16 protein-coding genes are annotated in these 18,805 nt (G+C 63.6%); 12 read left to right on the top strand and 4 right to left on the bottom strand.

Annotated elements, in window-relative coordinates; translation table 11 throughout:
- Positions 1–160: 160 nt before the first annotated feature.
- The 4 genes from K7431_RS30020 to K7431_RS30005 all read right to left on the bottom strand — a co-directional run bounded on the left by K7431_RS30020 (position 161) and on the right by K7431_RS30005 (position 4,261).
- On the bottom strand, positions 161–994 hold the full coding sequence (locus K7431_RS30020; RefSeq protein ID WP_043205581.1) for a TIGR03915 family putative DNA repair protein: 834 nt from the start codon (positions 992–994) through the stop codon (positions 161–163).
- A complete protein-coding gene (locus tag K7431_RS30015; RefSeq protein ID WP_015884767.1) occupies positions 991–2,211 on the bottom strand; it encodes a putative DNA modification/repair radical SAM protein in 1,221 nt (406 codons plus the stop codon). The genes K7431_RS30020 and K7431_RS30015 overlap by 4 nt, the downstream gene beginning before the upstream one ends.
- A gap of 110 nt (positions 2,212–2,321) precedes the next feature.
- A complete protein-coding gene (locus tag K7431_RS30010) occupies positions 2,322–3,659 on the bottom strand; it encodes a lysine N(6)-hydroxylase/L-ornithine N(5)-oxygenase family protein (RefSeq protein WP_015884768.1) in 1,338 nt (445 codons plus the stop codon).
- A 119-nt stretch (positions 3,660–3,778) separates the two neighbouring features.
- Positions 3,779–4,261 (bottom strand): sigma-70 family RNA polymerase sigma factor, encoded by a 483-nt coding sequence (locus K7431_RS30005; protein WP_015884769.1) that lies wholly within the window; start codon positions 4,259–4,261, stop codon positions 3,779–3,781.
- A gap of 257 nt (positions 4,262–4,518) precedes the next feature.
- On the opposite strand from K7431_RS30005, the gene K7431_RS30000 reads away from it, so the two are divergent.
- The 12 genes from K7431_RS30000 to K7431_RS29945 all read left to right on the top strand — a co-directional run bounded on the left by K7431_RS30000 (position 4,519) and on the right by K7431_RS29945 (position 18,270).
- Positions 4,519–5,688, top strand: coding sequence for an efflux RND transporter periplasmic adaptor subunit (locus K7431_RS30000; protein ID WP_015884770.1), 1,170 nt, complete (start codon positions 4,519–4,521; stop codon positions 5,686–5,688).
- A 1-nt stretch (position 5,689) separates the two neighbouring features.
- On the top strand, positions 5,690–7,660 hold the full coding sequence (locus tag K7431_RS29995; protein ID WP_015884771.1) for a MacB family efflux pump subunit: 1,971 nt from the start codon (positions 5,690–5,692) through the stop codon (positions 7,658–7,660).
- Positions 7,653–9,056: an efflux transporter outer membrane subunit gene (locus tag K7431_RS29990; RefSeq protein ID WP_015884772.1), complete on the top strand. Its 1,404-nt coding sequence runs from the start codon at positions 7,653–7,655 to the stop codon at positions 9,054–9,056. The genes K7431_RS29995 and K7431_RS29990 overlap by 8 nt, the downstream gene beginning before the upstream one ends.
- Positions 9,057–9,160: 104 nt before the next feature.
- A complete protein-coding gene (locus tag K7431_RS29985; protein WP_015884773.1) occupies positions 9,161–9,910 on the top strand; it encodes an alpha/beta fold hydrolase in 750 nt (249 codons plus the stop codon).
- A gap of 107 nt (positions 9,911–10,017) precedes the next feature.
- Positions 10,018–10,785, top strand: coding sequence for a FadR/GntR family transcriptional regulator (locus K7431_RS29980; RefSeq protein WP_015884774.1), 768 nt, complete (start codon positions 10,018–10,020; stop codon positions 10,783–10,785).
- A gap of 226 nt (positions 10,786–11,011) precedes the next feature.
- Complete coding sequence (locus K7431_RS29975; RefSeq protein ID WP_015884775.1) at positions 11,012–12,214, top strand: ABC transporter substrate-binding protein; 1,203 nt, start codon at positions 11,012–11,014, stop codon at positions 12,212–12,214.
- Between the two features lie 57 nt (positions 12,215–12,271).
- A complete protein-coding gene (locus tag K7431_RS29970; protein ID WP_015884776.1) occupies positions 12,272–13,132 on the top strand; it encodes a branched-chain amino acid ABC transporter permease in 861 nt (286 codons plus the stop codon).
- Between the two features lies 1 nt (position 13,133).
- Positions 13,134–14,144, top strand: a complete 1,011-nt coding sequence (locus K7431_RS29965; RefSeq protein ID WP_015884777.1) for a branched-chain amino acid ABC transporter permease — start codon at positions 13,134–13,136, stop codon at positions 14,142–14,144.
- The gene (locus tag K7431_RS29960; RefSeq protein WP_015884778.1) at positions 14,141–14,890 is read left to right on the top strand and encodes an ABC transporter ATP-binding protein; all 750 of its coding nucleotides are present in this window, start codon (positions 14,141–14,143) and stop codon (positions 14,888–14,890) included. Before K7431_RS29965 ends, K7431_RS29960 begins: the two co-directional genes overlap by 4 nt.
- Positions 14,890–15,585 carry an ABC transporter ATP-binding protein gene (locus K7431_RS29955; protein WP_015884779.1) on the top strand — a complete coding sequence of 232 codons (696 nt, stop codon included), beginning with the start codon at positions 14,890–14,892 and terminating at the stop codon, positions 15,583–15,585. Before K7431_RS29960 ends, K7431_RS29955 begins: the two co-directional genes overlap by 1 nt.
- A 13-nt stretch (positions 15,586–15,598) precedes the next feature.
- Positions 15,599–16,867 carry a Zn-dependent hydrolase gene (locus tag K7431_RS29950; RefSeq protein WP_015884780.1) on the top strand — a complete coding sequence of 423 codons (1,269 nt, stop codon included), beginning with the start codon at positions 15,599–15,601 and terminating at the stop codon, positions 16,865–16,867.
- Positions 16,864–18,270: an amidase gene (locus tag K7431_RS29945; RefSeq protein WP_015884781.1), complete on the top strand. Its 1,407-nt coding sequence runs from the start codon at positions 16,864–16,866 to the stop codon at positions 18,268–18,270. The genes K7431_RS29950 and K7431_RS29945 overlap by 4 nt, the downstream gene beginning before the upstream one ends.
- Positions 18,271–18,805: the final 535 nt, after the last annotated feature.

Genomic DNA, 18,805 nt, shown 5'->3' with positions numbered 1-18,805 from the left:
CAATGACCAGAGTGGAGAGGTGAGTGACAGCATGGGCTCCCACACGTGCTTTAAGCACTTCGGGCATTCAGCTTGTCACTCACCGCTCTCACCTTCAGTTTAAGTCTGGTTCAAGACACAAGCGGGCAAGCCCCCTCCCACACGAGCCCCTCCTGCATTTTTAACCTTGCCCGATTAAGATTTTCTTGCCGGGCCTGGCCCCGATCAGCCTGGCCTGCCCATCCTTCTGCTTCCCCGTCCGCGCTTCACTGATCAACCCCGGTATCAACTTGCCCTCCGGCAGATTCTTCCAGAACCGGCTCGGCAAATGCCCTTCCATGACCTTGGGGTTCAACCGCGCCGGGTTGAAGATATGGCTGTAGTAGGTCAGCCACATCGCACTGTGGGGATCCTCGACATTCTGCGCCAGCTGCCGCCACGCTTCGGGGCACTCACGCTGATGGATCAACTGTTCGCCATCGTAGTAAACCCCATCCAACGGCGTGGCGATCATCCAGCGATGACGCCCCATGCGCCCGATAAAGTGCTGGCTGGCTGATTTCAGGATGTCATGGGCCGGTTCGTGCCAGGCCACGTACTCGGGCAATTCCGGCCCAGCCCCGGCCGGCAACGCGATAAACCGCACAAATGCATGCAGGTGATGCGCCTCGCGACTGACCTGCTTGATCCGCCGCTGCAACTCGCTGCCCAGCTTGTCCCCGGCCAGCATTGCGGTGCGGTCGCCGTGGCTGACTCGCCACAACACTTCATACAACAAGCTCCAGCGCTGGTCGCCGTGGTAACAGGCGGCCGACTCCAGCAGCGCCAGCAGGGCCTTGGGCACCCGCGTCTGGAAAGGCCCCAGTGCCTCGGGAATCGACTGGTCAGTGGCAAACAGGTCCGCCACCTCCGCCTCCCCCCAGCTCACCTGGCTGGGGTCGACCTGATGGCTGAGCAGCCAGCGCGCCTGTTCGCGCCAGGTGCTGAACAGGTTGTCGCATTCCAGGCTGATCATCCCCACAGCCCCATTTGCTGCGGTTGCGGGCGGTCGCGCAATTGCTCGCGCAGCAACACGCTGGTGCTGTCGGCCTGTTGCGGGTGGTAGTCACTGGTGATGAAAAACGGCTTGGCTTTCGCCAGCACGCAGCGCATGCGCGCCAGGTCTTCGAAGCGGATCTTGCGTTCACGACGCAGGTCCACCAGGCGCTGGGTGGTACGCAAACCAATGCCCGGAATGCGCGCAATCAAGGTCGGTTCGGCGCGGTTCAGGTCCAGGGGGAACACGTCGCGGTTATCCAGGGCCCAGGCCAGCTTGGGGTCGATGTCCAGGGCCAGGTGGCCGGGGCCTTCGAATAATTCGTTCGCACTGAAACCGTAGCTGCGCAGCAGGAAGTCAGCCTGGTACAAACGGTGTTCACGCATCAGCGGCGGCGCGGCCAGGGGCACGCTTTTCGGGCTGTTGGGGATGGGACTGAAGGCCGAGTAATACACACGGCGCAATTTGAAGTTGCCGTACAACGCCTCGGCCCCGTGAAGAATGGTGCTGTCGTCGGTGTCGTCGGCCCCCACGATCATCTGCGTGCTCTGCCCGGCCGGGGCAAAGCGCGGGGCGCGCGGTTCGTTGAGCACGGTCTGCTCGCCGGTGTAGATGGTCTGCATGGCCTGCTTGATCGAAACGATCTGTTTTTCCGGCGCCAGGGTGTGCAGGCTGGCCTCGGTGGGCAGTTCGATGTTCACGCTCAACCGATCGGCATACCGCCCCGCTTCGGCGATGAGCGCCGGATCTGCATCGGGGATGGTCTTGAGGTGGATATAGCCGCGAAAATCGTGTTCTTCGCGCAGCAGTTTGGCCACGCGCACCAATTGCTCCATGGTGTAGTCGGACGAACGGATGATGCCGGAGCTGAGAAACAGCCCGCTGACGCAATTGCGCCGGTAGAAATCCAGGGTCAGGGTGACCACCTCCTCCGGGCTGAAACGCGCGCGGGGCACGTCGCTGGAGCGGCGGTTGACGCAGTACTGGCAGTCATAGAGACAGAAATTGGTGAGCAACACCTTGAGCAACGACACACAACGCCCGTCGGGGGTGTAGCTGTGACAGATGCCCATGCCATCGGTGGAACCCAGCCCCGCCTTGCCCTCGGAGCTGCGCTTGGGCGCGCCACTGCTGGCGCAGGACGCGTCGTACTTGGCGGCGTCGGCGAGGATGCTGAGTTTTTCGATCAACTGCATGGAGGGCTACCGATACTGGTTTTTTGTACAGTACCAGTAGCTCAACCATCACGCCAGTGCCGTCTGTAGGACCGTGTGTTTGTGGCGAGGGAGCTCCCTCGCCACAACGATCAGCTGGCGGTAGCGAGTAGCAAGTCCTGCACCGACCGCCCCTTGCCGCGCCCACGGTCCAGCGCATACAACGACGCCGCAATCTCATCCGCCCGAATCGGCAGCACCGACAGCAAGGTGTCGCTCAACCCATGGCTGGCCTGGCTGAAACCCTGGATGTAGATGCCGGCGTTGCAACGCTCGTCGGTGACGATGCGGTAGTCGCGCGCCACGTCAAAGTCGCCCAGGTAGCCTTCCAGCGGCGCCAACAGGGCGCGGTGTGTCTGGCGCTCGTAGCCGGTGGCCAGGATCACCGCGTCGTAATGGTTGACGCTGGTTTCCCCGTTGGCGTTGTTGCGCAGCACCAGTTCAATGCCCAGCGGGCCTGGCGTGGCCTTCTCGACCACGGTCATGGTGCGGAACGCCTGGCGGGCGATGCCGGAGACTTTCTGGCGGTAGAAGATGCCGTAGATGCGCTCGATCAGGTCCAGGTCGACCACCGAATAGTTGGTGTTCTGGTACTCGGCCACCAGGCGTTCACGTTCGGCGCCCTCCTGCTGGAACACCAAGTCGGTAAAGGCCGGCGAAAACACTTCATTGACGAACGGGCTGTCATCGGCGGGCTTGAGTGCCGAGCCGCGCAGGATCATGTCGACCTGCACCGACGGGAAGCTGTCGTTCAGGTCGATAAAGGCTTCGGCCGCACTCTGGCCGCCGCCGATAATGGCGATGCGCATGGCCTTGCCCTCGACACACGGCTGCGAGGCCATGCGCTCCAGGTACTGGGAGTGGTGGAACACCCGGCTGTCACCCTTGAGCGCCTTGAACGCTTCGGGAATCCGCGGCGTGCCGCCGGCGCTGACCACCACCGAACGGGTGGTGCGAACATGCTGCTCGCCGAGGGCATCGCGGGAGATCACGCGCAGGGCTTCGACCTGCTGCTGATGCAGGATCGGCTCGATGGCCAGCACTTCCTCGCCATAGCGCGCCTGGGCCTGGAACTGCCCGGCGACCCAGCGCAGGTAGTCGTTGTACTCCATGCGGCAGGGGTAAAAGGTGCCGAGGTTGATAAAGTCCACCAAGCGGTCGTGGGCTTTCAGGTAATTAACGAAGGAATACGGGCTGGTGGGGTTGCGCAGGGTCACCAGGTCCTTGAGGAACGAAATCTGCAATTCGCTCTGGGTCACCAGGGTATTGCCGTGCCAGCGGTAGTCGGCCTGTTTGTCGAGAAAGAGCACGTCCAGTTTGCCCTGGGCCTTTTCGCGCTCCTGCAGGGCGATGGCCAGCGCCAGGTTCGAAGGGCCGAATCCGATACCGATCAGGTCGTGAACCGCGGGCGAAGCAATTGCCTGTGTCATTCCAGTGTCCTCTGGATAAGCCCCTTGGCGGTGGGGCGGGAATACCTTCAAGACCTGCACAACAGGTCATGTGTTGATAGGAAACGAGGACAATGAAATAAAATTTAACTGATCATTGATCAGTGGGCTTCCCACTCGCGCATCCGCACCCGGCAATGCTTCATGGCATTGACGATGTGTTTTTCCACCAGCGCGCGGGAAATGCACAGGCGTTCGGCAATTTGCACATGGGTCAAACCCTCGAGTTTGCGCAGCAGGAAGCTGTCGCGACAGGCAGGGGGCAGCTCGGCCAGGGCGCGCTCGAGCAGTTCCAGGCGCTGGCTGTGGTCATGGGTGGTGTGAGGTGAACAGGCGGCGAAACGCTCTTCGTTGTCCAGCACATCCAAGGGCTCAACCTGGCGCAAGGCGTTGCGCCGGTGGCCATCGATCACCAGATTGAGCGCGGTGCGGTACAAAAAGGCGCGGGGTTGTTCGATCGGCGTGTCGCTGGAACGTTCCAGCACCCGGACATAAGCGTCATGCACCACATCCTCGGCCACCTGACGGTTGCCCAGCTTGGCGTTGAGGAAACACACCAGCTCGCGATAGTAGTTTTCCAACATGACTCCCGACCGCCGGGTGGCGGCATTAGGTCCCTGAGTACAAAAAAAGACGGCGTTTACGTAATGGCAGTTTGGATATGTGCAATTTATAGTAATTCTCATCTACTTTTAAAGCAGACTTGCATCAACGGAGGTTTTTTTTCTTCGAGGGCTGATGTAACTGCTTGTGTAACCGCCTAAATCCCCGCGCCTTTCTCTCGTTTACTTGTCAGCTCCCCGCAACTGCGGTCCGAACTTTCCTGGCTGGAAACCCAAGCATGAAACGCCCTCGACCTGCCCGACGCGCCTTGCTCGCTATCGCGTGCCTGATCCCCATCATCGCCGTCGCGGCCTGGCAGGTGCTGCCGCCCGGGCGTGACGCCCTCACCACCGTCGCCGTCACCCGCGGCAATATCGAAAACAGCGTGACCGCCCTGGGCACCCTACAACCCCGCCGCTACGTGGACGTGGGCGCCCAGGCATCGGGGCAGATCCGCAAGATCCACGTCGAGGCCGGCGACCACGTCCAGGAAGGCCAATTGCTGGTGGAGATCGACCCGTCCACGCAAAAAGCCAAGCTCGACGCCAGCCGCTACGCCATCGAAAACCTCAAGGCCCAGTTGCAGGAGCAAAAGGCCCAGCATGAACTGGCACGCCAGAAGTACCAGCGCCAGCAACGCCTGGCCGCCGGCAACGCCACCCGTGAAGAAGATGTGCAAACCGCCAAGGCTGAATTGAGCGCCACCCAGGCCCGGGTCGACATGTTCCAGGCGCAGATCCTGCAAGCCCAGGCCAGCCTGCGCAGCGATGAGGCCGAGTTGGGCTACACGCGCATCTACGCGCCGATGACCGGCACCGTGGTGGCGGTGGACGCGCGGGTCGGCCAGACCCTCAACGCCCAGCAGCAGACGCCGCTGATCCTGCGCATCGCCAAATTGTCGCCGATGACCGTATGGGCGGAAGTCTCGGAAGCCGATATCGGCCACGTCAAACCTGGCATGACCGCGTATTTCACCACCCTCAGCGGCGGCAACCGGCGCTGGAGCAGCACGGTGCGGCAAATCCTGCCGATCCCGCCCAAGCCATTGAATGAGACCCAGGGCAGCGGCAGCCCCAACAGCTCGAGTAAAAGCGGCAGCGGCCGCGTGGTGCTGTACACCGTGCTGCTGGACGTGGACAACAGCGACAACGCGTTGATGGCCGAAATGACCACCCAGGTGTTTTTCGTCGCCGGCCAAGTCAAGGATGCCCTCACCGCACCGGTCGCCGCACTGCAAGGCACGTCCAGTGCCGACAGGCAGATCGCCCGGGTCGTGACCGACAACGGTCGTATCGAGGAGCGCCACGTGCGGCTGGGCATCAGCGACCGCCTGCGCGTACAGGTGCTCGACGGCCTGAACGAAGGCGACCGCCTGCTGATCGGTCCGGCCGACGGCAACGGGGGTTGAGGTGACCACGCCCCTGATCGAACTCAAGAACATCCGCAAATCCTACGGCGGCGGCGACAGCCCGCAGGTCGACGTGTTGCGCGGCATCGACCTGTCGATCCATGCCGGGGAATTCGTCGCCATCGTCGGCGCCTCCGGCTCCGGCAAGTCCACGTTGATGAATATCCTCGGCTGCCTCGACCGTCCCAGCGTCGGCGACTACCTGTTCGCCGGCGAGAACGTCGCGCACCTGGACAGCGACGAACTCGCCTGGCTGCGCCGCGAAGCCTTTGGTTTTGTGTTCCAGGGCTACCACTTGATTCCCTCGGGTTCAGCCCAGGAAAACGTCGAGATGCCGGCGATCTACGCCGGTATCAGCGCCGCCGAGCGCCATGCCCGCGCCAGCGCCCTGCTCACCCGCCTGGGCCTGGCCGACCGCACCGGCAACCGCCCGCACCAGCTCTCCGGTGGCCAGCAACAACGGGTGTCCATCGCCCGTGCGTTGATGAACGGCGGGCACATCATCCTCGCCGACGAACCCACCGGCGCCCTCGACAGCCACAGCGGCGCCGAGGTCATGACCCTGCTCGACGAATTGGCCAGCCAGGGCCACGTGGTGATCCTGATCACCCACGACCGCGAAGTCGCGGCGCGGGCCAACCGCATCATCGAGATTCGCGATGGCTTGATCATCAGTGACTCGGCCCAGGACAGCGACGCGGCCCCAGGCGCCTCAACGGGCGCCCTGCAAGCCGTGGACCTGCGCCAACGCCTGGCCGACGGCGCCGAACACAATGGCGCGTGGAAAGCCGAACTGGTGGACGCGGTACAGGCCGCCTGGCGGGTGATGTGGATCAACCGTTTCCGCACCGCGCTGACCCTGTTGGGCATCATCATCGGCGTGGCGTCGGTGGTGGTGATGCTGGCGGTGGGTGAAGGCAGCAAGCGCCAGGTCATGGCGCAGATGGGCGCGTTCGGCTCCAACATTATCTACCTCAGCGGGTCGTCGCCCAACCCGCGTACGCCGCTGGGGATCGTGACCCTCAACGATGTCCACGCACTGGCGGCCTTACCTCAGGTGCAACGCATCATGCCGGTCAACGGCAGCGAAGCCGGGGTGCGTTTCGGCAACGTCGACTACATGGCCTATGTGGGCGGCAACGACACCAACTTCCCGGCGATTTTCAATTGGCCGGTGGTCGAGGGCAATTACTTCACGGCCGCCGACGAGCGTGCCGCTGCCACCGTGGCGGTGATCGGTCATCGCGTGCGTGAAAAGCTGTTCAAGGGCGAGGTCGACCCCATCGGCCAGTACATCCTGATTGAGAACGTGCCGTTCCAGGTCATCGGCGTGCTCGCGGAAAAAGGCGCCAGCTCCGGTAACAAGGACAGTGACGACCGTATCGCCATCCCTTACACCGCCGCCAGCGTGCGCCTGTTCGGCAGCTACAACCCCGAGTACGTGGTGATCGCCGCGGCCGATGCGCGCAAGGTGCGCGAGGCCGAGTTGGCGATCGACCAGTTGATGCAAACGCTGCACAACGGCAAGCGCGATTACGAGCTGACCAACAACGCCGCCATGATCCAGGCCGAGGCGCGCACGCAGAACACCCTGTCGCTGATGCTCGGTTCGATTGCCGCGATTTCCCTGCTGGTGGGCGGCATTGGCGTGATGAATATCATGCTGATGACCGTGCGCGAGCGGACCCGCGAAATCGGCATCCGCATGGCCACCGGCGCACGCCAGCGCGACATCCTGCGCCAGTTCCTCACCGAAGCGGTGATGCTCTCGGTGGTCGGCGGCCTGTGCGGCATTGCCCTGGCGTTGCTGGTGGGTGGCGTGCTGGTGCTGGCCAAGGTGGCGGTGCAGTTTTCCCTGGTGGCCGTAATGGGCGCATTTGGTTGCGCGCTGGTCACCGGTGTCGTATTCGGCTTCATGCCGGCCCGTAAAGCTGCCCGGCTCGATCCGGTTAAGGCGTTGACCAGTGAATAAACGATCCCTGTGCATGCCCGGCCTGTGCGTGTTACTCAGCGCCTGCGCCGGCCACCCTCCCGCCCTCGACAGCGGCATCGCTGCGCCCGCCAGCTGGCAATATGCCGAGCGTGACGCGGCGCAGGCCACCAACCAGCACTGGTGGACACAGTTCGGCAGTGCGCAGTTGAACCGTCTGGTCGAGCAAGCCCGCCGTGACAGTTTCGACGTGGCCGCCGCCACGGCCCGCGTGCGCCAGGCCCAGGCCAGTGCAGTGATCGCCGGGGCACCGTTGTTGCCGGAGGTGAAGTTCAACCTCGCCACCAGCCATCAGAAATTGCTGCGTGGCCAGGGCGGGCCGGACCTGGACGTGTCACAAAGCGATGACGCCGTCGACAACTTCGGCGCCAACCTCACGGCCAGTTACGAAGTGGACTTCTGGGGTGGCCGCGCCGCCGCCCGTGACAGCGCCCTGCACAGCCTGCGCGCCAGCGAGTTTGACCAGGCTACCGTGGAACTGACCCTGCTCAGCAGCGTGGCCGACCGCTACGCCCAGACCCTCGCCGCCCACCAGCGCGAGCAAATCGCCGCGCTTAACCTGGCCAACGCCCGCAACGTGCTCGACCTGGTGCAGACCCGCTACGATGCCGGCTCCGCCACCGCCCTCGAACTGGCCCAGCAAAAAAGCCTGGTGGCCAGCCAACAACGCCAGTTGCCCCTGATCCAGCAACTGGCCGAAGAATCCCGCATCACCCTGGCCGCCCTGCTCGGCCAGCCGGTGCAGGCCCTGAATCTGCGGGCCGAGCCCTTCCAGGCGCTGACCTGGCCAACCATCGGTGCCGGCATGCCCAGCCAATTGCTCAGCCGCCGGCCCGATATCGCCAAGGCCGAGGCGCAATTGGCCGCGGCGCAAGCCGACGTCACCGTGGCCCGCGCCGCCATGCTGCCCGCCGTCACCCTCGGCGCAACCCTGGGCTCGGATGCCTACAAGGCCATGGATATCCTGCGCAGCCCCTACTACACGCTGACCGCCGGCCTGGTCGGCCCGATCTTCAACAACGGCCGTTTAAGCGCTGAACGCGACAAGGCCCGCGCCCGCCAGGATGAACTGCTGCACACCTATCGCGGCGCGATCATCAACGGCTTTGCCGACGTGGAAAAAGCCCTCAGCAGCATCACCCGCCTCGACCAGCAGCGCCAATGGCAAAGTGAAGAACTGCAACAGGCGCAGAGCGCGTTCCAGATCGCTGAAAGCCGCTACCAGGCAGGCGCCGAGGATTTGCTCACGGTCCTGGAAACCCAGCGCACCCTGTACGCGGCCCAGGACCAGAACGTGCAACTGCGGCTGGCGCGCCTGCAGGCCAGCATCGCGCTATACAAAGCACTGGGCGGCGGCTGGCAGACGGAGATCCGATAAACAAAACTCCGAATTCGTACACATTCCGTCTTTTCACCCTACATTCCTCGACCCAAGGTCCTTGGTAAAAAAGCCGTTATCACACGGTTGCCCGGGATCTCTCGATGACTGCTGCAAAACACCTGACGTGCGCCTGCCTGTGGCTGATAGCGGGCCTGGCCCACGCTCAACCGCTGATCCCTCCCACCGCCATCGACTGGCTGCTGGATTGCCCGCTCCCCACCGTTGAACGCCTGGACCCCGAGGTGATGCAACGCACCCAATGCGGCATCGTGACCGTACCGCGCAACCACGCGTCCCCCCGGCAAGGCAACCTGCGCCTTTACCTCACCCGCGTCGGCGCACGCGATCCGCTGAACCGTGAAGGCGTGCTGTTTGCGCTGGCCGGCGATGCGCCCCGCAGCAATCAGGGCGGCACCTTCGTCATTCACCTCACCAGTCTCTGGGGGACCTACGCCAACCCGGCCTATCGCACGCTGATCAACCGTTACGACGTCATCGAACTCAGCCCCCGCGACCTCAGCAATGAAAACGGCGTCGAACAGGCCGCTCAAGACCTGGAGTACGTGCGCACCCAACTCGGCGATGCCCAACTGCTCTACCTGGGCAACGCCGATGCAGCCCGCCTGGGCAACCGTTACGCTGCGCTGTTCCCCGAGCGGGTGGCGCGTATGGTGTTGGTCAATGCGCAACAGCCCGAGACGGCCGCGCCCCAGGTCGAACAACTGCGCCTTAAAGACCCCGCCAAGCAGGACGCCAGCGGGTGTATCAACCGCTGGGTCGGTGACTTCCTGGTCTACGGCAAGCAACCACCGCAGTCCACTCGCTGCCTGGATTCCGTCAACGCGCAGTAGCGAGCCGTTTGCGACCTGTTGCCCTCGAAAACGACACCCGGCGTTGACGCTGCGCCTCGATCGTTATTAAGTGCTATTTATCCGCATTAATACGATAAATCGAACCCATGCTAAGCCGCCCGCTACGACGCAAACGCCAGAAGCTGTCCGACGTGATTGTCGAGTCGGTCAAGCGCTCCATCGTCACCGACGCCTTGAAGCCCGGCGACCGCTTGCCCACCGAACGCGAGCTGATGGAAAGCTTCCAATGCTCCAAGGGCTCGGCCCGCGAAGCGCTCAAGGCGCTGGAAGTAGAAGGCCTGGTGAGCACGCGCACGGGCCCCAGCGGCGGTGCCTACCTGAACCAGGCCGGCACCGAGCCGGCCAGCCGCGCCTTGCGCAACTACCTGCACTTCCAGCATCTGGACGGCGAGCAGGTGTACCAACTGCGCAAAGTCATCGAAGTGGAACTGGCGGTGTCGGTGCTCGGACGCCTCAGCGAAGACGACTACCAGGCCCTGCAAGACAATGTGGATTTTTGCAGCGCGCCGGAAGACAGCGAAGCCGGCCAACGCGAGCAACGCCTGGCGGAACTGGAGTTTCATAACCTGCTGGCCAAGGCCTGCCCCAACCCGCTGCTGAGTTTCATGGCGCAGTTCCTCAACGACCTGTTGCGCGACCTGGTGGTGCTGAAAAAAGCCTACAAGCCCAAGCGCAAGCAGTTCGATGCCGCCAACCTGGACTATCACAAGCAGTTGCTGATCGCCTTTCGGGCCGGGGATGAAAGCGCCGTGCGCAGCCTGATGCACGAACACATGTGCGATGCCGAGCACCACATGACCGCCCTTGAAGGCCAGGTCAGCCCGCACTTTCTGCTGGAGTTCGATCACTCTTAAAAAACGCCACAGACCCCATGTGGGAGGGGGCTTGCCCCCGATGACGCCAGCATATTCAACATTAATGTCGACTGACACACCGCTATCGGAGGCAAGCCACCTCCCACATTTGGACTGCATTTCAACCCCACACCGTTTCATCCAATAACAGGCCTGCCCACAGGCCCTTGCTCCACCGTATCGCCATTGCCACTCCTGCCAATAACTAAACCAGGGAGTCACCCCCATGCAGCGTCGTACGTTGTTGAAAGCCAGCCTCACCGCAGCCGCCGCCCTCAGCCTACCGCTGAGCATACGGTCGGCATTCGCCGCCGAGCCCTTTACCTTTTACGGCCTCAAGTCCATGTCCGGCGCCTTTGCCAGCTATGGCAAGTTTGCCGACATGGGTTCGCGCCTGGCGGTGGAGCAACACCCCGAACTGCTCGGCCGCCCGCTGAACTACAAGGTCATCGACACCGAAGGCAACGCCGGCAAGGCCGTGCGCAAGGTGCAGGAGGCTATCCAGCAGGACGGCGCGCGGTTCTTCCAGGGCTGCACCTTGTCTTCGTCAGCATTGGCGGTGGCCAAGGAAGTGGACAAGGTCGGTGGCGTGTTCATGACCCCGGTGGGCGCCGATGAAGTCACCGGCAAGGACTGCAACCCCGCGACCTTCCGCTGGTCGGTGCCCACCTACGGCGCGATACGCGAAACCCTGGTGCCGCTGATCAAGTTGCTGCCGGACGCCAAGCGCTGGTACACCATCACCCCGCAATACGTGTTCGGCGAAGCGCTGTTGGAAGGTGCGAAAACCGTGCTCAAGGAAAACGGCCTGGAACACATCGGCAACAGCTACCACTCGTTGCAGGAACAGGAATTCTCCGGCTACCTGACCAACGCCATCGCCGCCAAGCCCGACGTGCTGGTGCTGCTCAACTTCGGCAGCCAGTCGTCCAACACCCTGCGCCAGGCGGTCAACTTCGGCATCAAGGAGCGCATGAAGGTGCTGCTGGTGTGGTCCGCCGGCCTCGACCAGTTCCAGGAACTGGGCAGCGACATTCTCGCGGGCGTGTACCTCGGCGCGCAGTACTGGCACCAGGTCGACACCCCGCTCAACCGTGAGCTGGTCAAGCTCACCCAGGCCAAATACGGCATCAACCCGACCTACCCGCTGGCCGCCGATTACATCAGCACCAAGGTCATGCTCGACACCATCATTGCCACCGGCAGCTTCGACGGGCCGACCGTGGCCAAGGCCATGCAGGGCCTGAGTTTCGAAGGTCCCACCGGCAAGGAATCGATCCGCGCCGGCGACCACCAGGTGATCAAGGATTACTACCTGCTGATCGGCAAAGCCAGCAGCGAGATGGCCGACAAGGATGACCTGGCCAAGGTGCTCAGCGCCGGCCAGTCGTTCCCGCCAGTGGAAGCCACGGGCTGCACACTCGGCTGATCCCCTGAAATAGGTAGCGCAGGGCCGCGCGAGCGGCGTCCTGCAGAGGGTTCCTGCATGCTTAATCTTTACCTGTTCCAGATCCTCAACGGCCTTGGGCTGGGGATGATCTACTTTCTGATCGCGGTCGGGCTGACGATCATTTTCGGCCTGCTCAACTTCGTCAACTTCGCCCACGGCGCGTTCTTTTTGCTCGGCGCCTACATCTGCTACACCGCCGTGAGCCTCACCGGCAACTTCTGGCTGGCGCTGCTGATCGCGCCACTGGTGGTGGCTGCGTTGGCCTGGGTCATCGAGCGATTATTGATCCAGCGGATCTATCACTTGCCGCACATGTTCCAGATCCTGGTGACCCTCGGCATCGCGCTGATCATCCAGGAAGCCAGCGTGATGATCTGGGGCCCGGTGGGCAAGAGCGTGGCCGTGCCGGAACTGCTGCGCGGCGTGCTGGTGGTGGGTGACTTCGTCTACCCCTACTACCGCCTGTTCCTCATCGTGTTCTCCGGACTGGTCGGCCTGGGCCTGTGGTTGCTGCTGGAACGCACGCGCTTCGGCGCCCTGGTGCGGGCCGGCAGTGAAAGCACCGAGACCGTGTCGCTGCTGGGCACCAATATTTTCCGCCTGTTCTCCATGACCTTCGCCCTCGGCGTGGCCCTGGCCGGCGTCGCGGGCGTGCTGTTTGCACCGTTGCGCGGCGCCCAGCCGTTTGTCGGCCCGGAGATTCTCGGCGTGGCCTTCGTGGTGGTGGTAATCGGCGGCATGGGCTCGTTCAGCGGTGCGCTGGTCGGCGGTTTGCTGGTGGGCGTGGTGCAAAGCCTGATGACCACACTCTGGCCCCAGGGTGCGAGCCTGATGATCTACGGCGCCATGGCCGTGGTGATTCTGGTACGTCCTTACGGCCTGTTTGGGAGAGCCTGACATGAGCGAGAAAAATCCCCTGCCGTTTGCCAAGACGCAATCGCGCGCGATGTTGCTGTGGGTGCTGGCGGTACTGATCGGCCTGCCGTTGACACTGCCCTCGGCGACCCTGGCCACCGAGATCTTGATCTTTGCCATGGCGGCCCTGGCCTGCAACCTGTTGCTGGGCTACACCGGGCTGCTGTCGTTCGGCCAAGGCATCTTCTTCGGGGCCGGCGCTTACTGCGCGGCGTTGCTGATGATCCACCTGCAACTGGGCCTGTTCACCGCGTTGCTCGGCGCCGCCATCGCGGGTGGCTTCCTGGCCTTGCTGGTCGGCGCCCTGGCGATCCGCCGCACCGGCATCTACTTCGTGATGTTGACCCTGGCGTTCAGCCAGATGGCCTACTTCGTCGCCTACACCCTCAGCGACTGGACCGGCGGCGACAACGGCCTGCTCAGCGTGCCGCGCCCGGAGATTCGCCTGGGTGACACGGTGCTGCTGTCCCTGGCCGACGCCCGCGCCTTCTACGGTTTTGTCGCGGTGTTGTTCCTGCTGATTTTCATCGGCGCCCGCCGGGTCATCGCCTCGCCGTTCGGCAGTACCTTGATGGCGATCCGCGAAAACGAAACCCGCGCTTCGGCCATCGGCTACGACACACGCCACTTCAAGATCCTGGTGTTTGTATTGTCCGGCGCCGTCACCGGCATCGCTGGGGCGTTGTACGCGATGCTGCTGCACTTTGTGCCGCTGTCGAATATCGACCTGGCGATGTCCGAGAACATCCTGATCATGACCATCGTCGGCGGCACCGGCTCGCTGTTCGGCTCGCTGCTGGGCGCTGGTTCCATCGTGTTGCTCGGCGATTTCCTCTCCGACCTGTGGCCACGCTGGCTGATGCTGCTGGGAGTGATCCTGATCCTGGTGGTGATCTTCATGCGCGGTGGTTTGTGGGGCGGCCTGGCGTCGCTGTTCGAGAAGGTGCGCGGCAGCCGCAAACCCGCCGTCGTCGCCAAGGAGGAAGGGCTATGAGCATCCTGCTGGAAACCAAAGACCTGGAACTGGCCTATGGCGCGTTCCACGCGGTGAATGGCGTCAACCTCAAAGTCGAGGCCGGCACCATCCACACCATCATCGGCCCCAACGGCGCCGGCAAGACCAGCCTGTTCCACTGCCTCACCGGCGAGCGCCAGGCCACCGCTGGGGCGATTCATTTCGACGGCAAGAACCTGATGCGCAAGCCGGCCCACGGCCGTGTCGGCCTGGGCATGGCGCGCTCGTTCCAACTCACCAGCCTGTTCCAGAACCTCAGCGTGCGCGAGAACCTGCGCCTCGCCGCCCAAGGCCGTGACGGTGCCCGCGCACTGAATTTCTGGCGCCGCGTGGACAGCAAGCGCGAACACCTGGAGATGGCCGACCAAGTGCTGGAGCGCCTGCAACTCAGCGCCCGCGCCGACACCCTGGCCGGCGAGTTGTCCCACGGCCAGCAACGGGTGCTGGAGGTGGGCATGTCGATCTGCTCCAAACCGAAACTGTTGATGCTCGACGAGCCCACCTCGGGCATGGGCATCGACGACATCCCGATCATGACCCAACTGATCAGCGACCTCGGCCGCGACCACACGGTGCTGCTGATCGAACACAACATGAGCATTGTCATGTCCATCAGCCAACGCATCACGGTGATGAGCCACGGGCAGATCCTGGTGGAAGGCACGCCGGAATTCGTGCGCGCCGATGAACGTGTGCGCACTGCATACCTTGGGGAGGCTGCCTGATGCTGATCGTCGAGAATATCCACTCCTACTACGACAAGAGCCACGTGCTGGAAGGCGTGTCGCTGACCGTCAACCCCGGCGAACTGGTCACGCTGCTCGGCCGTAACGGCGCCGGCAAGACCACCACCCTGCGCAGCATCCTCGGCATCATCTGCCCGCGCCAGGGCCAGATCCACTTCAACGGCCAGGCGCTGGTGGGCCAGAAGATCTTCGAAATCGCCCGCCAGGGCCTGGCATTGGTGCCGGAGAATCGCGGCATTTTCCGCCTGCTCACCGTCGAGGAAAACCTGCGCATCGCCGCGCGCAAAACCAGCCGCTGGCAGCTTGAAGACGTCTACACGATGTTCCCGCGCCTCAAGGAGCGGCGCAAAAACGCCGGCCACGCGCTGTCCGGCGGCGAGCAACAGATGCTCGCCATCGCCCGCGCCCTGCTCAACGACCCCAAGCTGCTGATCCTCGATGAACCCACTGAAGGCTTGGCCCCGGTGATCGTCGACGAACTGGTGAAGATCCTGCGCAAGGTCAAGGACGACGGCCTGCCCGTGCTGCTGGTGGAACAGAACCTGATGGTCTGCGACAAGCTCGCCGACCGCCACTACGTGCTTGAACAAGGCCGCGTGGTGTACGAAGGCAGCGCCGAAGCTTTCCGCGCCGACCCGACCATCAAAAACCGCTATCTGGCCCTGAGTGCCTGACCGGAGATTGCAGATGAATAGTTTCGCGCAACCGCTCAAGAGCAACGCCCCGCTGATCAACCGCGACCGCCTGTGGCAATCGCTGATGGACCTGGCCCGACTCGGCGCCACCGCCAAGGGCGGCGTGTGTCGCCTGGCGCTGACCGACCTCGACCGCCAGGCCCGCGACCTGTTTGTGCAATGGTGCGAGGCCGCCGGCTGCAGCGTCAGTGTCGACGCCATCGGCAATATCTTTGCGCGCCGTGCCGGGCGCAACCCCGCCCTGCTTCCGGTGATGACCGGCAGCCATATCGACACCCAGCCCACCGGCGGTAAGTTCGACGGTTGCTACGGAGTGATGGCCGGTCTGGAAGTGATCCGCACCCTGAATGACCTGAACATCGAGACCGAAGCGCCGATTGAAGTGGTGGTGTGGACCAACGAAGAGGGCTCGCGTTTTCCGCCCTGCATGATGGGCTCCGGGGTGTTTGCCGGTAAGTTCGACTTGCAGGACACCCTCGACAAAGTCGATGACCAGGGCCTGTCGGTGGGCGCCGAACTGCAACGCATCGGGTATGCCGGCTCCCGCGCAGCCCTCGGCCACCCGGTGGGTGCGTATTTCGAAGCGCATATCGAACAGGGCCCCGTTCTGGAAGACCAGGCCACGACGATTGGCGTGGTGATGGGTTGCCTGGGCCAGAAGTGGTTCGATCTGACCTTCACCGGCGTCGAAGCCCACGCCGGCCCGACGCCGATGCACCTGCGCAAGGACGCCCTGGTCGGCGCCGCCGAGGTGGTCAGCGCGGTCAACCGCATCGCCCATCAACAACAACCCCACGCGTGTGGCACGGTCGGTTGCCTGAGCCTGCACCCCGGCTCACGTAACGTGATTCCCGGTCAGGTGCACATGACCCTCGACCTGCGTCACCTGCATGCGGACACGCTGCAAGCCATGGTCGATGAAGTGCGCGGCGTGATCGAAGCCACTGCCACCCGGCACGGGTTGACGTTTGAATTGACCCCCACCGCCGACTTCCCACCCCTGGACTTCGCCCCGGCCTGCGTCAACGCCGTGCGTGAAGGCGCCGAGGCCTTGGGCTTGAGCCATATGGACATCGTCAGCGGTGCCGGGCACGACGCGATTTTCGTCGCCGAACTGGGCCCCGCCGGGATGATCTTCGTGCCGTGCGAAGGCGGCATCAGCCATAACGAAATCGAAAACGCCGCGCCGGACGACCTGGCGGCGGGCTGCGCGGTATTGCTGCGGGCCATGGTCAATGCCGCCCAGGGGGAAATCGCATGAGCGAGATCGGGCAACTGACGGCAGTGCAACTGCTGCAGCATTTTCGCAACAAGACCTTGTCGCCGGTGGACGTCACCGAAGACGCCTTGCTGCGTATCGAACGCTATAACCCGGTGGTGAACGCCTACTGCCACGTGGACCCGGAAGGCGCGCTGAAGGCCGCGCGCGCCTCGGAGCAACGCTGGCTCAACGGCCAACCCTGCGGCGCGCTGGACGGTGTGCCGGCGTCGATCAAAGACCTGACGCTGACCGTCGGCATGCCCACCCGCAAGGGCTCGCACACCACATCGGCCGAGGGCCCATGGGACATCGACGCGCCCTTCACCGCCTTTATGCGCAAGGCCGGCGCGGTGCTGCTGGGCAAGACCACCACACCGGAATTCGGCTGGAAAGGCGTTACCGACAACCCGCTGTACGGCATCACCCGCAACCCCTGGGACACATGCACCACGGCGGGCGGATCCTCCGGCGGCGCAGGGGCAGCGGCCGCCTTGAACCTCGGCGTGTTGCACCAGGGCAGCGATGCGGGCGGTTCGATCCGGATTCCCTGTGCGTTTACCGGCACCTTCGGGATCAAGCCGACCTTCGGTTATGTGCCGCAATGGCCGGCCAGCGCCATGACCCTCCTCTCGCACCTGGGGCCGATGACCCGCACGGTGGAAGACAGCGTGTTGATGCTGCAAACCATCGCCCAGCCGGACACGCGGGATGGCTTGATCGGTGCGCCACGGACCACACCGTGGTTGTCGGGCGCAGCGGATTTGAAAGGGTTGCGCGTGGCCTACAGTCCCAACTTCGGTTACGTGGATGTCGACCCGCAGGTGGCCAAGGTGGTCGCCCAAGCGGTTCGAGGCCTGGAGCAGCTGGGCGCGCATGTCGAGCAAATCGACCCGGGCTTCAGCGACCCCCTGGAGGTGTTCAGCACCTTATGGGCAGCCGGCGCGGCCCGCCTGACCGGGCCCATGAGCGAAGCGCAAAAACAACTGCTGGACCCTGGCCTGCTGCGCATCGCCCAACGCGGCGAGCGGCTGAGCCTGAATGACTTCAACTCAGCCCTCGAAGCCCGCGCCGCACTGGTGGCACGCATGGCCGCGTTCCATGAGCACTACGATGTACTGGTGTCACCGATGATGCCGATCACCGCGTTCGAGGCCGGGCATGACGTGCCACCGGGTTCCGGCTTGCAGGAATGGACACAGTGGACGCCGTTCACCTACCCCTTCAACCTGACCCAACAGCCCGCGGCATCGGTGCCGTGTGGATTGGCGGCGAATGGCTTGCCGGTGGGCCTGCATGTAGTGGGCGCGCGATTTGCCGATGAACAGGTGCTGAGGGTGTGCCAGGTGTATGCAAAAGCGTTCCCCACCGAGCACTTGCAAGCCCCAATCACCAGAACACGGTAGAACCCAATGTGGGAGGGGGCTTGCTCCCGATAGCAGTGTGTCAGCTAAAACATCTGTAACTGAGCCACCGCCATCGGGAGCAAGCCCCCTCCCACATTTGGACCGCGATCGACAGACGCAACTCCGGTCGGCTTTAAGGCCGCCGCGTTTGCCTTTGCTCTACACCACTCAAGCCGGCTGTCAGGCCGCTGTGCTCTGGCTTTTGATCTTGATCTTAGGCGCCCCGTCAAACACGCTGGCCGAACGCAGGCTTGAATCCGTGGGTAACCCGGCAGGACGCCGGGTTAGCCGCCCCGCGCCATGGATGGCGCGTGGCGGCGGCCCACGGATTCAAGCCGGAGTGAGGGCACACCGAGCCTAGGCGAGGTGCCGAGTGTTGGGGCAAGAGCCTTTTGGTTACTTTGGGGCTCTTTTCCAAAGTGACCCGCCGTAAGGGCGGAACCCATACCAGCCGTTACCCAAATAACGGATATGTACCCAGTCTGATCCAACATCCAGGCCAGCTGTCAGGCCGCCAACGGGAGCAAGCTCCCTC

The sequence above is a fragment of the Pseudomonas fluorescens group sp. genome (assembly GCF_020093335.1).
Lineage (GTDB): Bacteria > Pseudomonadota > Gammaproteobacteria > Pseudomonadales > Pseudomonadaceae > Aquipseudomonas > Aquipseudomonas petroselini.
Note: the sequence above shows the minus strand (reverse complement) of the source record. Positions and strands in the feature narration are given on the sequence as shown.

Excerpts from the sequence above, each read along its gene's own strand:
- K7431_RS29975 (WP_015884775.1), top strand. The coding sequence starts at position 11,012 with ATGCAGCGTCGTACGTTGTTGAAAGCCAGCCTCACCGCAGCCGCCGCC.
- K7431_RS30020 (WP_043205581.1), bottom strand. The coding sequence starts at position 994 with ATGATCAGCCTGGAATGCGACAACCTGTTCAGCACCTGGCGCGAACAG.
- K7431_RS30015 (WP_015884767.1), bottom strand. The coding sequence starts at position 2,211 with ATGCAGTTGATCGAAAAACTCAGCATCCTCGCCGACGCCGCCAAGTAC.
- K7431_RS30005 (WP_015884769.1), bottom strand. The coding sequence starts at position 4,261 with ATGTTGGAAAACTACTATCGCGAGCTGGTGTGTTTCCTCAACGCCAAG.
- K7431_RS29965 (WP_015884777.1), top strand. The coding sequence starts at position 13,134 with ATGAGCGAGAAAAATCCCCTGCCGTTTGCCAAGACGCAATCGCGCGCG.
- K7431_RS30010 (WP_015884768.1), bottom strand. The coding sequence starts at position 3,659 with ATGACACAGGCAATTGCTTCGCCCGCGGTTCACGACCTGATCGGTATC.
- K7431_RS29980 (WP_015884774.1), top strand. The coding sequence starts at position 10,018 with ATGCTAAGCCGCCCGCTACGACGCAAACGCCAGAAGCTGTCCGACGTG.
- K7431_RS29970 (WP_015884776.1), top strand. The coding sequence starts at position 12,272 with ATGCTTAATCTTTACCTGTTCCAGATCCTCAACGGCCTTGGGCTGGGG.
- K7431_RS29960 (WP_015884778.1), top strand. The coding sequence starts at position 14,141 with ATGAGCATCCTGCTGGAAACCAAAGACCTGGAACTGGCCTATGGCGCG.
- K7431_RS29985 (WP_015884773.1), top strand. The coding sequence starts at position 9,161 with ATGACTGCTGCAAAACACCTGACGTGCGCCTGCCTGTGGCTGATAGCG.
- K7431_RS29945 (WP_015884781.1), top strand. The coding sequence starts at position 16,864 with ATGAGCGAGATCGGGCAACTGACGGCAGTGCAACTGCTGCAGCATTTT.
- K7431_RS29955 (WP_015884779.1), top strand. The coding sequence starts at position 14,890 with ATGCTGATCGTCGAGAATATCCACTCCTACTACGACAAGAGCCACGTG.
- K7431_RS30000 (WP_015884770.1), top strand. The coding sequence starts at position 4,519 with ATGAAACGCCCTCGACCTGCCCGACGCGCCTTGCTCGCTATCGCGTGC.
- K7431_RS29950 (WP_015884780.1), top strand. The coding sequence starts at position 15,599 with ATGAATAGTTTCGCGCAACCGCTCAAGAGCAACGCCCCGCTGATCAAC.